Annotated in this window: 13 protein-coding genes and 1 riboswitch; of the genes, 6 read left to right on the forward strand and 7 right to left on the reverse strand. The window is 65.8% G+C overall.

Annotation, left to right across the window (positions count from 1 at the left end):
- Window positions 1–82: 82 nt before the first annotated feature.
- The 3 genes from thiC to ATE71_RS19565 form a co-directional block, all read right to left on the reverse strand.
- Window positions 83–1,975, reverse strand: a complete 1,893-nt coding sequence (gene thiC, locus ATE71_RS19555; RefSeq protein ID WP_058805019.1) for a phosphomethylpyrimidine synthase ThiC — start codon at window positions 1,973–1,975, stop codon at window positions 83–85.
- Window positions 1,976–2,032: 57 nt separating this feature from the next.
- Window positions 2,033–2,143: riboswitch (TPP riboswitch) on the reverse strand.
- Between the two features lie 78 nt (window positions 2,144–2,221).
- Window positions 2,222–3,574, reverse strand: a complete 1,353-nt coding sequence (locus ATE71_RS19560; RefSeq protein ID WP_058805055.1) for a methyl-accepting chemotaxis protein — start codon at window positions 3,572–3,574, stop codon at window positions 2,222–2,224.
- Window positions 3,575–3,676: 102 nt separating this feature from the next.
- The gene (locus ATE71_RS19565) at window positions 3,677–4,144 is read right to left on the reverse strand and encodes an Lrp/AsnC family transcriptional regulator (protein WP_201022992.1); all 468 of its coding nucleotides are present in this window, start codon (window positions 4,142–4,144) and stop codon (window positions 3,677–3,679) included.
- Between the two features lie 157 nt (window positions 4,145–4,301).
- Here ATE71_RS19565 and ald point away from each other — a divergent pair, with 157 nt between their 5' ends.
- The 6 genes from ald (at window position 4,302) to sdhA (ending at window position 9,884) form a co-directional block, all read left to right on the forward strand.
- Window positions 4,302–5,417, forward strand: coding sequence for an alanine dehydrogenase (gene ald, locus ATE71_RS19570; protein ID WP_058805057.1), 1,116 nt, complete (start codon window positions 4,302–4,304; stop codon window positions 5,415–5,417).
- Between the two features lie 21 nt (window positions 5,418–5,438).
- The gene (locus ATE71_RS19575; RefSeq protein WP_058805020.1) at window positions 5,439–5,693 is read left to right on the forward strand and encodes a hypothetical protein; all 255 of its coding nucleotides are present in this window, start codon (window positions 5,439–5,441) and stop codon (window positions 5,691–5,693) included.
- 234 nt (window positions 5,694–5,927) lie between these two features.
- The gene (locus ATE71_RS19580) at window positions 5,928–7,058 is read left to right on the forward strand and encodes a hypothetical protein (RefSeq protein WP_058805021.1); all 1,131 of its coding nucleotides are present in this window, start codon (window positions 5,928–5,930) and stop codon (window positions 7,056–7,058) included.
- A gap of 160 nt (window positions 7,059–7,218) precedes the next feature.
- Window positions 7,219–7,668 (forward strand): succinate dehydrogenase, cytochrome b556 subunit, encoded by a 450-nt coding sequence (sdhC, locus tag ATE71_RS19585; RefSeq protein ID WP_058805022.1) that lies wholly within the window; start codon window positions 7,219–7,221, stop codon window positions 7,666–7,668.
- Window positions 7,661–8,068 carry a succinate dehydrogenase, hydrophobic membrane anchor protein gene (gene sdhD / locus ATE71_RS19590; protein WP_058805023.1) on the forward strand — a complete coding sequence of 136 codons (408 nt, stop codon included), beginning with the start codon at window positions 7,661–7,663 and terminating at the stop codon, window positions 8,066–8,068. The genes sdhC and sdhD overlap by 8 nt, the downstream gene beginning before the upstream one ends.
- Before the next feature lies 1 nt (window position 8,069).
- Window positions 8,070–9,884 (forward strand): succinate dehydrogenase flavoprotein subunit, encoded by a 1,815-nt coding sequence (sdhA, locus tag ATE71_RS19595; RefSeq protein ID WP_058805024.1) that lies wholly within the window; start codon window positions 8,070–8,072, stop codon window positions 9,882–9,884.
- A gap of 139 nt (window positions 9,885–10,023) precedes the next feature.
- Here the strand turns inward: sdhA and ATE71_RS19600 are convergent, their stop codons facing one another.
- The 4 genes from ATE71_RS19600 to leuD all read right to left on the reverse strand — a co-directional run bounded on the left by ATE71_RS19600 (window position 10,024) and on the right by leuD (window position 12,388).
- Window positions 10,024–10,320: a hypothetical protein gene (locus tag ATE71_RS19600; protein ID WP_058805025.1), complete on the reverse strand. Its 297-nt coding sequence runs from the start codon at window positions 10,318–10,320 to the stop codon at window positions 10,024–10,026.
- Between the two features lie 62 nt (window positions 10,321–10,382).
- Entirely contained in the window at window positions 10,383–10,616 is a 234-nt protein-coding gene (locus ATE71_RS19605; RefSeq protein ID WP_321164293.1) for a DUF167 domain-containing protein, read from the reverse strand.
- Between the two features lie 65 nt (window positions 10,617–10,681).
- Window positions 10,682–11,677 (reverse strand): NADPH:quinone oxidoreductase family protein, encoded by a 996-nt coding sequence (locus ATE71_RS19610; protein ID WP_058805026.1) that lies wholly within the window; start codon window positions 11,675–11,677, stop codon window positions 10,682–10,684.
- A gap of 117 nt (window positions 11,678–11,794) precedes the next feature.
- A complete protein-coding gene (gene leuD, locus ATE71_RS19615; RefSeq protein WP_058805027.1) occupies window positions 11,795–12,388 on the reverse strand; it encodes a 3-isopropylmalate dehydratase small subunit in 594 nt (197 codons plus the stop codon).
- Window position 12,389 lies beyond the last annotated feature (1 nt).

A 12,389-nucleotide genomic window follows, 5' to 3' on the forward strand; every position in this document is an offset into this window, starting at 1 on the left:
GGGTGTGGGGGGAGGCGGCTGGCGGTGGGCATCGCGCCGCTACTGAGCAATGCCTCCCATCGATCCCGTACCCAGCGAAACATCAATCATGCTCGCGCCCACCCGCGCCCATATACAACTCGCGCCCGGTGTCTTCATAGACCTGGCTCATTTCCGCCATGCCCTTCTCGACCTCTTCCGCCGCGATGAAGCCGGCGCTGTCCTGATTTTGCAGCTTCGCGAACTCGCGGACTTCCTGGCTGATCTTCATCGAGCAGAATTTGGGGCCGCACATGCTGCAGAAATGGGCGGTCTTGGCGCCTTCGGCGGGGAGCGTCTGGTCGTGGTACTGCTCCGCCGTGTCGGGGTCGAGCGACAGGTTGAACTGGTCGCGCCAGCGGAATTCGAAGCGCGCTTTCGACAGCGCGTCGTCGCGGACCTTGGCGGCGGGGTGGCCCTTGGCGAGGTCGGCGGCGTGGGCGGCGAGCTTGTAGGTGACGACGCCGACCTTCACATCGTCGCGGTCGGGCAGGCCGAGATGCTCCTTGGGGGTGACGTAACAAAGCATCGCGGTGCCGTACCAGCCGATCATCGCGGCGCCGATGCCGCTGGTGATATGGTCGTAGCCCGGCGCGATGTCGGTGGTGAGCGGCCCGAGCGTGTAGAAGGGCGCCTCGCCGCACGCCTCGAGCTGCTTGTCCATATTCTCCTTGATCTTGTGCATCGGGACGTGGCCCGGGCCCTCGATCATCACCTGCACATCCTGGTCCCACGCGCGCTTGGTGAGCTCGCCCAAGGTGTAGAGCTCGGCGAACTGCGCCTCGTCGTTCGCGTCGGCGATGCTGCCGGGGCGGAGGCCGTCGCCCAGCGAATAGGCGATGTCATAGGCCTTCATGATCTCGGTAATCTCGTCGAAGCGTTCGTAGAGGAAGCTCTCCTTGTGATGCGCGAGGCACCATTTCGCCATGATGCTGCCGCCGCGGCTGACGATGCCGGTGACGCGCTTTGCGGCGAGGGGGACGTAGGGCAGGCGGACGCCCGCGTGGATGGTGAAATAGTCGACGCCCTGTTCGGCCTGCTCGATCAGCGTGTCGCGGAAGATTTCCCAGCTGAGGTCTTCGGCGATGCCCCCTACTTTCTCCAGCGCCTGATAGATGGGGACGGTGCCGATCGGGACGGGCGAATTGCGGAGGATCCATTCGCGCGTGTCGTGGATGTTGCGGCCCGTCGACAGGTCCATGACGGTGTCGGCGCCCCAGCGGATCGACCAGACCATCTTGTCGACTTCGGCGGCGACGTCGGATGCGACCGCGCTGTTGCCGATATTGGCGTTGATCTTGACGAGGAAATTGCGGCCGATCGCCATCGGCTCGCTTTCGGGGTGGTTGATGTTGCTGGGGATGATCGCGCGGCCGCGCGCGACCTCGTCGCGGACGAATTCGGGGGTGACGTAATCGGGGATGCTCGCGCCCCAGTCCTGCCCGTCGCGGACATATTCGGCGAGGCGTTCGCGGCCGAGATTTTCGCGGGTGGCGACATATTCCATCTCGGGCGTGATGATGCCGCGGCGGGCATAGTGCATCTGGCTGACGTTCGCGCCGGGCTTGGCGCGCAGCACGGTCTTGCGGACGTTGGGGAAGGCGGGGACGCCGCCCGAACGGTCGGGGCCGAGCTGGCCGTTATCCTCGGGCCGCACTTCGCGCTGGGTGACTTCCTCGACATCGCCGCGGGCGCGGATCCACGCGGCGCGCAGTTCGGGGAGGCCCTTGGCGATGTCGATGTTCGCATTGGGATCGGTGTAGGGGCCCGACGTGTCGTAGACGCGGACGCTGGGCTCGCCCGAATGCGGGTCGAGATCGATCTCGCGCATCGCGACGCGGATGCCGCTGCCGGTGGGCGAGGCGACATGGACCTTGCGGCTGCCACGAATGGGTCCGGTCGTCACCCCGATGGGTTCGGCTTGCGCTTTGTCGAGGCGGGAATCGATGTCGGCCATGTGCAGTCGCTCCATAGGTTCGGAGCGAGAATGGGGATTCCGGCCCATTGAAACGTGGCGTGGAATACCGACCCTCCCTCCGCCGGTATTACCCGGATCAGGTTCAACGGGTCGCGGGTTGTTCCGCTCTCAACCTGTTTCTGCACACAGGCTCCCCGGGGATGGGGAGGGTTATAGGAACGAGTGGCGGGCGAAGCCACCCCCTATCTCGTCCATCGCGCTTGTCGCGCGATGAGGGGGAGGGGGTTACGCGACGCGGCGGCTGAAGTCGCTCGCGGCCTTTTCGAGCTGCTGCAGCCGGCCGCCCATCCGGGCGAATTCCTCGCTCAGCGTGCTGATTTCGCCCGCGACCATGCCCGAATCGTTGCGGATGCTCGCGATCGTCGACGACATCGAATCGGCGGCGAGCGCGGTTTCGTCGACCGCGGCGGTGATCGAGGTGACCGTCTGTGCCTGTGCGTCCATCGCATCGCGAATACGCTGCGCCGACCGCTGCACCTCGACGATCGTCTGCTGGATCGACTGGTTCGCGCTCACCGACCCGCGCGTCGCCTGCTGGATCGCGGCGATCTTGCCCGCGATATCGTCGGTCGCGCGCGCGGTTTCGTTGGCGAGGCTCTTCACCTCCTGCGCGACGACGGCAAAGCCGCGGCCCGATTCGCCGGCGCGCGCCGCCTCGATCGTGGCGTTGAGCGCGAGCAGGTTGGTCTGTCCGGCGATTTCGCGGATCAGGCCCAAAATCGATTCGATCGATTCGGCGTGGTGCGACAGCGCTTCGGACATGGCGACGGCTTCGCCCGCCTGTTCGGAGGCGCGCGTCGCGACGCTGGCCGAGGCTTCGACCTCGCTGCGCGCATCCTCGATCGCGCGGATCAGCCCGGCGGCGGTCGATGCGGCCTCGCGCATCGCCATCGCCGATTGTTCGGACGCGGCGGCGACTTCGCTCGTCTTGGCGATCATGCCCTTGGCCGCCTGGTCGGCCGAAGCCGCCTGCCGCGCGAGCTGTTCGCGCACGCCGTCGGTGTCCTGCACGAGCGAGGCGATCGAGCGGTCGAAATCGCCCGCCAGCGCCTGCCGCTCGGTCGAAAAGACCGCGCGGTCGAGCTTGGCCGCATAACGCTGCATAATGTCGAATTCGAGCAGCGCGAGCCGGTTGATCGCGCTCGTCAGGCGCGCGAGGCGATCGGGTTCGCCGATGCACGCCTCGACGACATATTCGATGGTGAGCCGATGACTTTCGGCGATGCACGACATGACCGAGGCAAGCGGCAGCTTCACGCGCCGCGCCATATGGGTGTTCTGGCACGCGATCGTTGCGACTTCCTGCCCCGCGGCGTCGGCATATTTGGTGAAGGTGTGGCGCGCGCTGCCGCGGACATAGCTGTCGTAAAGCTCGCCCTCGACCTTGCGCTCGACGCCGGGCAGCTGGTTGAAGGCGTCCCAATAGGCGCGCGCAACCGCGTCCTCGCGGCCCGCGATGATCGCATGGATTTCCGCCCCGCTGGCGGCGAGCCGGCCGTCAAGGTCGTAATAGGGAAAACGCTCCGACATCAAAATCGGGTCGATCTGCTGCTTATGAATCGGATTGTCCTTCACCATGATCCTGCTTCCCTGATCACCCCAAAGACGCGCGGGTCTGTCGCCCGCATTCATCCTGCGAAACTGGTGAACGGGATATGCGACGAAGTGGTAAATTCGCCGTTAACCGGCGGATGCGACCGGATAGCCCTCGAACGCCTTGATCGTGCGCAGCGCAAAGGCGCTGTGCATCGCCGCGACGCCGGGCAGGCGCGACAGGCAATGGCGGTGCAGCCGGTCGAAATCGGCGACATTGCGCGCCGCGACGCGGAGGCGGTAATCAGACGCACCCGACAACAGCTGGCACTCCAATATCTCGTCGAAACTCTTGACCGCGCTTTCGAACGCGGTCAGCGCCTCTTCGCTCTGCGACGTCAGGCTGATGTCGACGAACACGTCGAGCCCCAGCCCGATACGGTCGGGGGCGAGGCGCGCGGCATAGCCGGTGATGATCCCCGCCGCCTCGAGCGCGCGGACGCGACGGTGGCACGCCGATGCCGACAGCCCGACAATCTCGCCCAGCTCGGCGGCCGGCTTGGGCCCCTCGCGTTGCAGCAGGTGAAGCAGCTTTGCGTCGATGCGGTCAATCATATTGCGCGATCAGCCCATATGGCGCGAAAATATCGCGCGCTTGTGCAAAATCAAAGGAGCATATGCAAGCACCTCGCACGCGTTTCCTGCTAAAAGCGCCGACAAGATTTCGGCGGTCCTGTCGATCGCCGGCGACATTCATATGCGGAGAGCGACCATGATCATCGGCACCCCAAAGGAAATCAAGAATCACGAATATCGCGTCGGCCTGACCCCCGAAAGCGCGCGCGAACTCGTCGTCCACGGCCACCGCGTGCTGGTGCAGACCGGCGCGGGCGAGGGCATCGGAGCGCACGACCGCTTCTACGTCGAGGCGGGCGCCGAGATCGTCCAGAGTGCCGAGGAAATCTTCGCGACCTGCGAGATGGTGGTGAAGGTCAAGGAACCGCAGCCGGTCGAGCGCGCGATGCTGCGCGAGGGCCAGATCCTTTATACCTATCTGCACCTCGCGCCCGATCCCGACCAGACGCGCGATCTGATGAAATCGGGCGCCATCTGCATCGCCTATGAAACCGTCACCAGCCCGCATGGCGGCCTGCCGCTTCTGAAGCCGATGAGCCAGGTCGCGGGCCGCATGTCGATCCAGGCGGGCGCGACCGCGCTCGAAAAGGCGCATGGCGGGCGCGGCGTGCTGCTCGGCGGTGTCCCCGGCGTCGCGCCGGGCAAAATCTGCGTGATCGGCGGCGGCGTCGTCGGTTTCAACGCGGCGCAGATGGCGGCGGGGCTGGGCGCCGACGTCACCATCCTCGACCGCGACCCCGAAGTGCTCGAACGCGTCGGCACCTTTTTCGAAGCGCGGGCGAAGACGCGCTTCTCGAACCGCGCGAACCTGGCCGAATGCGTTGCCGAGGCCGACCTTGTGATCGGCGCGGTGCTGATCCCCGGCGCCGAAGCGCCCAAGCTCGTCACGCGCGAGATGCTTGGCACGATGCGTCCGGGTTCGGTGCTCGTCGACGTCGCGATCGACCAGGGCGGCTGCTTCGAGACGAGCCACGCGACGACGCACGCCGAGCCGACTTACGTGGTCGACGGCATCGTCCATTATGCGGTGGCGAACATGCCGGGCGCGGTCGCGCGCACGAGCACCTATGCGCTCAATAATGTCACGCTGCCGCACGCGCTGCGCATCGCCGACCTGGGCTGGAAGGACGCTTTGCGACGCGACGTGCATCTTGCGCAGGGTTTGAACGTTTGGAATGGTAAGGTGACGTTCGAAGCCGTAGCGGAGGCGATCGGAACCGATTATGTGCCTGTCGATCAGGCACTCGCCTGACAATAAGGACATAGAGAGACGATGACCGACCAAGTGCCGCCGCCCCCGCCGCCCCAGGGCGACGAAGTGGAAGAAGAAAATGAAGTGCTGCGCGCCGCGCGTGAACTGCGGGCGCAAAAGGAAGCTGCCGAGGCGACCCAGGCCGCCGACAAGGATGCGGCGGCAAAGGGCGACAGGAAGCGCGGCTGGAAAACCGCCGCGGCGGCGGGGATCGGTATCGGCTCGGCGGCGGTGCTCGCGGCGCTGCTCTATGCGAACCGCGACAAGATCAAGTGACGCATTTTGCCGCGCGGCCAAGTCCGCGCGGTTTGACTATATGACTCCGGCGCAAGCCGGGATCGGGGGCGGCGTCGAGCCGCCCTTTTTGTTGGTCTTGGCACGGGCCGGTCAGGCGAAGTGGGCGCTATTCGCTTTGGCCCCGCGATTTAGAAATTCTTGAGAACGGCGTCAGGACTCGGCGCGCGGGCACGGTCTATCTTTGGTGATCATCGGTCGCCAAGGGGAAAAATCATGGAGTCTGTTCGAAGCCGTCGCGGGGGGCGCCGCCCGGCCGCCGTCCTCGTCACCGCGGTCTTGCTCACCGGCTGCGGCTCGCAATCGGCCGCCGCCGACGACGGCGCGGCCGCGGCCACGAGGTTGGAAGTTGCGGCGCAATCGGCGCCAGCCGCGGCGCCGAAGTCGCTGCTGCCGATCGAGCAGGGACTTTACGCCTTTGCCGACGACGGCTGCGGATCGGCGGACACGCTGTTTTTCTACGATGGGGCGAACACCGGCGAGATCGGTTCGGACGGGACGCGCCACTGGACCAACGCCGCCGTCAGCATTTCGCGGGTCGGCCCCGCGCGCAAGCCGCTCGACGCCAATCTGGCCAAAGCGTCGCGCGGCTTTACGCTGGTCTGGGATGCGCAGGGTGATCGCGACGGTCATCCTTCGCTGGCGCTGAAGGCGACGGCCCCGGGACGGTTCACGTATCTCAGCATGGGTTCGTTCGGGGAGATTTCCTACGCGAAATGCGCTTTTGCCCAGCTTTCGCCGGGGATGCAGGCGGCTGTCCGTTCCGAGCAGCCGCACATGGCGCGCCCGGTTGCCCGCGCGATGCCCGCCGGCGCGCCCGCGCCCGTTGCTTCGGACGAGGATGCGGTGCGGGCGATCGTCGGCCGCATCTACGGTTGGCGCGACGGCCGCGAGGTCCAGATGCTCGACGAATGGGACGCGCTGTTCGGACCGCGGATCGGCGGCCTGCTTGCCCAATGCGGCACGGCGCGGGACAATGCCGATCCCCGGGCGAATGGCGGCGAGGGACCCTATACGGTGCTGGGGGATCAGGGGTGCTTGGGCGTCCCCTTCCTGATCGATCCGATGACGGGAGAGCCCGCGCCGTCCGTGCGAAAGGCGCGTCCGATAGTGCGGGGCGTCAGCGGCGACGCGATCGAGGTGGACATCGCCGTTCCGCCCGCGGATCGCCGGGATTGGTGGGACAATATGCTCGGCCAGACGATCCGCTTCCAGCGCGTGGGCAACCGTTGGTTGATCGACGAAATCGTGACGCGGACAACAACCGGCACCGAACGCTACAGCAGCGTCATCGAGGCCAAGGTCGCGGACCTTCGCAAAATTGCCAGGAAGCCACGGCGGCGTTGAACGCCGGCCACTTGTTATTCTGATGCGCGCGCCGGCGTCCTTTGGAAGGGCTCGGGCGGCGGGCAAATTCTTCGTCCTGCGTCCCCTAAGCAATTGCATATCGCAGCGGGAAGGCTTAACCGGCACCGCATCGACCGTTTAGAGTCAAGACAGGGCTGATATGGCTGGCAACGAACCGAGCGCGCGTCCGCGCGCCCCGCATTTGCAGGTGTATAAATGGGGGCCCGCGATGGCGGTCTCGATCTTTCACCGAGTTTCCGGCGACGGTCTCGCGATCGTCGGGGGGCTGATGTTCCTCTGGTGGCTCGGCGCGATCGCCGCGGGGCCCGACGCCTATAACGCTTTCATCGCCTGCGTGTGGCACGATCCCAATCCCGATGCCGGCACCTTCCACATGGTCACCAACCTTGTCGGTAAAATCGTGCTGATCGGCCTGACCTGGGCTTTCTTCCAGCATCTTTTCTCGGGCCTTCGCCACTTCGTCCTCGACGCGGGTGCGGGCTATGAGCTCAAGACCAACAAGCTCTGGTCGACCCTCGTCTTCGTCGGCTCGATCACGGCGACGATCGCGGTGTGGCTCTATATCTTTGCGGAGACGCTCAATGGGTAACGGAACGCGTCTCGGCCGCGTGCGCGGGCTCGGCTCGTCGCATCATGGTTCGGCCCACTGGCTGCAACAGCGCTTGACCGCGCTCGGCAACATCCTGCTCGTCGGCTTCCTCTTCGTGTCCTTCCTGCGCCTGCCGATGACCGATCATGCGGCGGTGCTGCGCTGGGCGTCGAACCCGACCGTCGCGCTAGCGCTGATCCTGATGACGGTCAGCGTCTTCTGGCACCTGCGTTTGGGGCTTCAGGTGATGATCGAGGATTATGTCCACGGCGAAGCGACCAAATTGCTGTCGCTCGTCCTTTTAAACTTCTACGCGATCGGCGGCGCCGCCTACGGCATTTTCGCCATTGTCCGCATCGTGCTTGCGCCCGCCGCCGGGCTCGCTCCGGGGGGCATGTAAGATGACCGACGCCTACAAGATCATCGACCACATCTATGACACCGTCGTCGTCGGCGCCGGCGGTTCCGGCCTGCGTGCCACGATGGGCAGCGCCGAAGCCGGGCTCAAGACCGCGTGCATCACCAAGGTGTTCCCGACGCGCAGCCACACCGTCGCGGCGCAGGGCGGCATCGCCGCCAGCCTCGGCAACAATTCGCCCGACCATTGGCAATGGCATATGTACGACACCGTCAAGGGCTCCGACTGGCTCGGCGACCAGGACGCGATCGAATATATGGTGCGCGAGGCGCCGAACGCGGTCTACGAACTCGAACATGCGGGCGTGCCGTTCAGCCGCAACGCCGACGGCACGATCTACCAGCGCCCCTTCGGCGGCCATATGCAGAATATGGGCGAAGGCCCGCCGGTGCAGCGCACCTGCGCCGCGGCCGACCGCACCGGCCACGCGATGCTTCACGCGCTCTATCAGCAGTCGCTGAAATATGACGCGGACTTTTTCATCGAATATTTCGCGCTCGACCTGATCATGGAAGACGGCCCCGACGGCAAGGTGTGCCGCGGCGTCATCGCGCTGTGCATGGAGGATGGCAGCATCCACCGCTTCCGCAGCCAGGCCGTCGTGCTGGCGACCGGCGGCTATGGCCGCTGCTATTTCACCGCGACCTCGGCGCACACCTGCACCGGCGACGGCGGCGGCATGGTGCTGCGCGCGGGCCTGCCCTTGCAGGACATGGAGTTCGTCCAGTTCCATCCGACCGGCATCTATGGCGCGGGCGTGCTGATCACCGAGGGTGCGCGCGGCGAGGGCGGCTACCTCACCAATTCCGAAGGCGAGCGTTTCATGGAACGCTATGCCCCGTCGGCGAAGGATCTCGCGTCGCGCGATGTCGTCTCGCGCTCGATGGCGCTCGAAATCCGCGAAGGCCGCGGCGTCGGTCCGCACAACGACCATATCTTCCTTCACCTCGACCATATCGATCCCGCTGTGCTCGCCGAGCGCCTGCCCGGGATCACCGAGAGCGGCAAAATTTTCGCGGGCGTCGACCTGACGCGCCAGCCGCTGCCGGTCGTGCCGACGGTGCATTACAATATGGGCGGCATTCCCTGTAACTATCATGGCGAAGTCGTCACGCTCGGCAAGGACGGCCCCGATACCGTCGTCCCCGGCCTGTTCGCGGTCGGCGAAGCCGCGTGCGTGTCGGTCCATGGCGCGAACCGCCTCGGCTCGAACAGCCTGATCGACCTTGTCGTGTTCGGCCGCGCCACGGGCCATCGCCTCAAGGAAATCCTGACCCCCGGCGCGGCGCAGGCGCCGCTGCCGAAGGACAGCGCCGATCTCGCGCTCGCCCGTCTCGACCATTTCCGCAATGCGAACGGTGGTTCGCCGACCGCGGAAATCCGGACCGAGATGCAGCGCGCGATGTCGCAGCACGCGGCGGTGTTCCGCACCGACGAGCTGATGGCGGAGGGCAAGGAAAAGCTCACCAAGACCTACCAGCGCATGAACGACGTCCATGTCACCGACCGCAGCCTGATCTGGAACACCGACCTCATCGAAACGCTCGAGCTCGACAACCTGATCAGCCAGGCGACGGTGACGATGCACTCGGCGTTCAATCGCAAGGAAAGCCGCGGCGCGCACGCGCACGAGGATTTCCCGAACCGCGACGATGCGACCTGGATGAAGCACACGGTCGGCTGGTTCGACGGCTGGGGCGGCAAGGGCGGCGGCGTGCGGCTCGATTACCGTCCGGTCCACGAATATACGCTGTCGGACGATGTCGAATATATCAAGCCGAAGGCGCGCGTTTACTAACGGCGAGCTTTTCTGACGAGACTGGAAGTCTGACGCGGGGCCTGCGGGTCGCCGGGCGCGGACGCGTCACTCGTCGCCGGCAGATTGCCAGCCGGTTCGTGTCGAAGAAGGGACGATCGTCGACCGATGGGACGCGCCGCTATTCTCCGAAAAAGTCGTGAATCGGATTGACGTCGGCAAAGGGCACATCGACCTTTTGCCCGATCGTCCACAGCTTCTGGCACGCGACGGTGAAAAAGATCAGCGCGATCGTCCAGACGATGAACGTCTTGCGCGACTGCCAGCGGCGTTCGGCTTCGGCGGCGGCGGCGCGCGCCTTATAGTCGATGCCCAGCTCGCCCTCGAATTCGGCGACGAGCTGCGCACGGCGCGTCCGCGAGATATTCGCGATACTTTCGTTGCGGTTGTCCGCCACTGTCGGTCGGCGAGTCGCCATTGATGCACCTTGGCACAGCTTAGTCCTGCTGCCGGATATAGGCGCCAGCTCCTGCCAAAGCGTTAACCGGACCGCCCGAAATGCGACGAACCGTTTGCGATCGCGATCAATTTGATCCGCGCGGTCGCGCCGCGCAGCAGCGTCAGGTCGCGCGGCGGACGGTCGAGCGCGGCGGCGAGCAGGCGGATCACCGCATCGTTCGCCGCGCCATCGGCCGGCGGCGCGGTGACGCGAAGCTGTACCCGGCCGTTCGCGATCTTCACGTCGTCGCGGCTGGCGCCCGGCGTCACGCGCACCTCGATCCGACCCGACGCCGCAAGCGCGCGCAGCGCGTCGGTCAGCGCGGGGTCGGGGCGGTATTTCAGATGGTGACGACCAGCTTGCCGACCGCGCTGCGGTCGCCGAGCTTCGCGATCGCTTTGCCGCCGTCCGCGAGCGCATAGGTGCCGGTGACGCGCGGCTTGATCTTGCCCTGCTCCCACAGCTGGAACAGCCGCGCGATATTCGCGCGGTTGCGCGCGGGTTCGCGCATCACGAAGGCGCCCCAGAACACACCCGCGACGTCGCAGCTCTTGAGCAACGTCAGGTTGAGCGGCAGGCGCGGGATGCCGGCGGGGAAACCGACGACGAGATAACGCCCCTCCCACGCGATCGAGCGCAGCGCGGGCTCGGCATAATCGCCGCCGACCGCGTCATAGATCACATTGGCGCCGTTCGGGCCGACCGCTTCCTTGAACTTGTTCGCTAGCGCCTTCGACTGCTCCTTGTCGAACGGCTGGCGGCCATAGACGACGACTTCGTCGGCACCGGCCTGACGCGCGATGTCGGCCTTTTCCTCGCTCGACACGCCGGCAACGACACGCGCGCCGAACGCCTTGCCGAGTTCGACCGCGGCAATGCCGACCCCGCCCGACGCGCCGAGCACGAGTAAGGTGTCGCCTTCCTGGATATGGCCGCGATCGACGAGCGCGTGGATGCTGGTGCCATAGGTCATGAGCAGGGAGGCGCCTTCGGCGAAGTCGTGCGCCTCGGGCAGGTGATAGACATTGTGGACCGAAACTGCGACCGCCTCGGTCATCCCGCCGTTGCCGCAGCCCGCGATCACGCGGTCGCCGACCTTGAAATCGGTGACGCCTTCGCCGACCTCGGCGACGAGGCCCGCGACTTCGCCGCCGGGGGCAAAGGGGCGCTCGGGCTTGAACTGATATTTATCCTCGATGATCAGCACATCGGGGAAGTTGACCGCGCAGGCCTTCACATCGATCACGATCTGGCCCTTGCCCGCGGTCGGGCGCGGCAGTTCGCCCAGCTGGAGCGTTTCGGGGCCGCCGGTTGCGGTCGACAAGAGAGCCTTCATCATCTTCTCCTCTTCTTCTTCTTCTTCTTTGTGGCGGCACCGGCCCGCTCCCCCGACCTCCCTTACGATAGTGGCCTATGGGAGGTCGGGTGGGGGAGCGGGTCGGTGTCGTTTACCTCATACGGTCGCAGGCCGCATCCAGGGACGGTCCGCGTCGAGCTGTTTTTCGTAAGCCGAAATCGCGGCGTCGCTCTTTTCCGTCAGCGAAATTTCGTCGAGCCCTTCGAGCAGGCACATCTTGCGAAACGGGTCGATCTCAAAAGCGAAGCGGTCCTGATACTGCGTCGTCACCGTCTGATGCGCAAGGTCGACGAACACCGGATCGGTCGCCGCGACCTCCATCAGCCGGTCGATCGCCGCCTGTGGCAGCACGACCGGCAGGATCCCGTTCTTGACCGCATTGCCCGAGAAGATGTCCGAGTAGGAGGGCGCGATGACGACGCGGATACCGAGGTCGCCGAGTGCCCATGCGGCATGCTCGCGGCTCGACCCACAACCGAAATTGTCGCCCGCGATCAGGATCGGCGCGCCTTTATACTCGGGCCGGTCGAACAGATTGTCGGGGTCGGCGCGCAGGCTTTCGAACGCACCGCGCCCCATGCCCTCGCGCGTGGTCGTCTTCAGCCAATGCGCGGGGATGATGACGTCGGTATCGACATTTTTAAGGCCCAGCGGGATCGCGCGGCCCTCGACCTGATTGAGCGGCGTCATA

The organism is Sphingopyxis sp. H115 (assembly GCF_001468465.1).
In the GTDB taxonomy this organism is placed as follows: Bacteria; Pseudomonadota; Alphaproteobacteria; order Sphingomonadales; family Sphingomonadaceae; genus Sphingopyxis.

Coding starts and splice junctions, on each gene's coding strand:
- ATE71_RS19575 (WP_058805020.1), top strand. CDS start 5,439: ATGACCGACCAAGTGCCGCCGCCCCCGCCGCCCCAGGGCGACGAAGTG.
- ATE71_RS19580 (WP_058805021.1), top strand. CDS start 5,928: ATGGAGTCTGTTCGAAGCCGTCGCGGGGGGCGCCGCCCGGCCGCCGTC.
- ATE71_RS19600 (WP_058805025.1), bottom strand. CDS start 10,320: ATGGCGACTCGCCGACCGACAGTGGCGGACAACCGCAACGAAAGTATC.
- leuD (WP_058805027.1), bottom strand. CDS start 12,388: ATGACGCCGCTCAATCAGGTCGAGGGCCGCGCGATCCCGCTGGGCCTT.
- ATE71_RS19610 (WP_058805026.1), bottom strand. CDS start 11,677: ATGAAGGCTCTCTTGTCGACCGCAACCGGCGGCCCCGAAACGCTCCAG.
- ATE71_RS19560 (WP_058805055.1), bottom strand. CDS start 3,574: ATGGTGAAGGACAATCCGATTCATAAGCAGCAGATCGACCCGATTTTG.
- ATE71_RS19565 (WP_201022992.1), bottom strand. CDS start 4,144: ATGATTGACCGCATCGACGCAAAGCTGCTTCACCTGCTGCAACGCGAG.
- sdhC (WP_058805022.1), top strand. CDS start 7,219: ATGGCTGGCAACGAACCGAGCGCGCGTCCGCGCGCCCCGCATTTGCAG.
- sdhA (WP_058805024.1), top strand. CDS start 8,070: ATGACCGACGCCTACAAGATCATCGACCACATCTATGACACCGTCGTC.
- ald (WP_058805057.1), top strand. CDS start 4,302: ATGATCATCGGCACCCCAAAGGAAATCAAGAATCACGAATATCGCGTC.
- thiC (WP_058805019.1), bottom strand. CDS start 1,975: ATGGCCGACATCGATTCCCGCCTCGACAAAGCGCAAGCCGAACCCATC.
- sdhD (WP_058805023.1), top strand. CDS start 7,661: ATGGGTAACGGAACGCGTCTCGGCCGCGTGCGCGGGCTCGGCTCGTCG.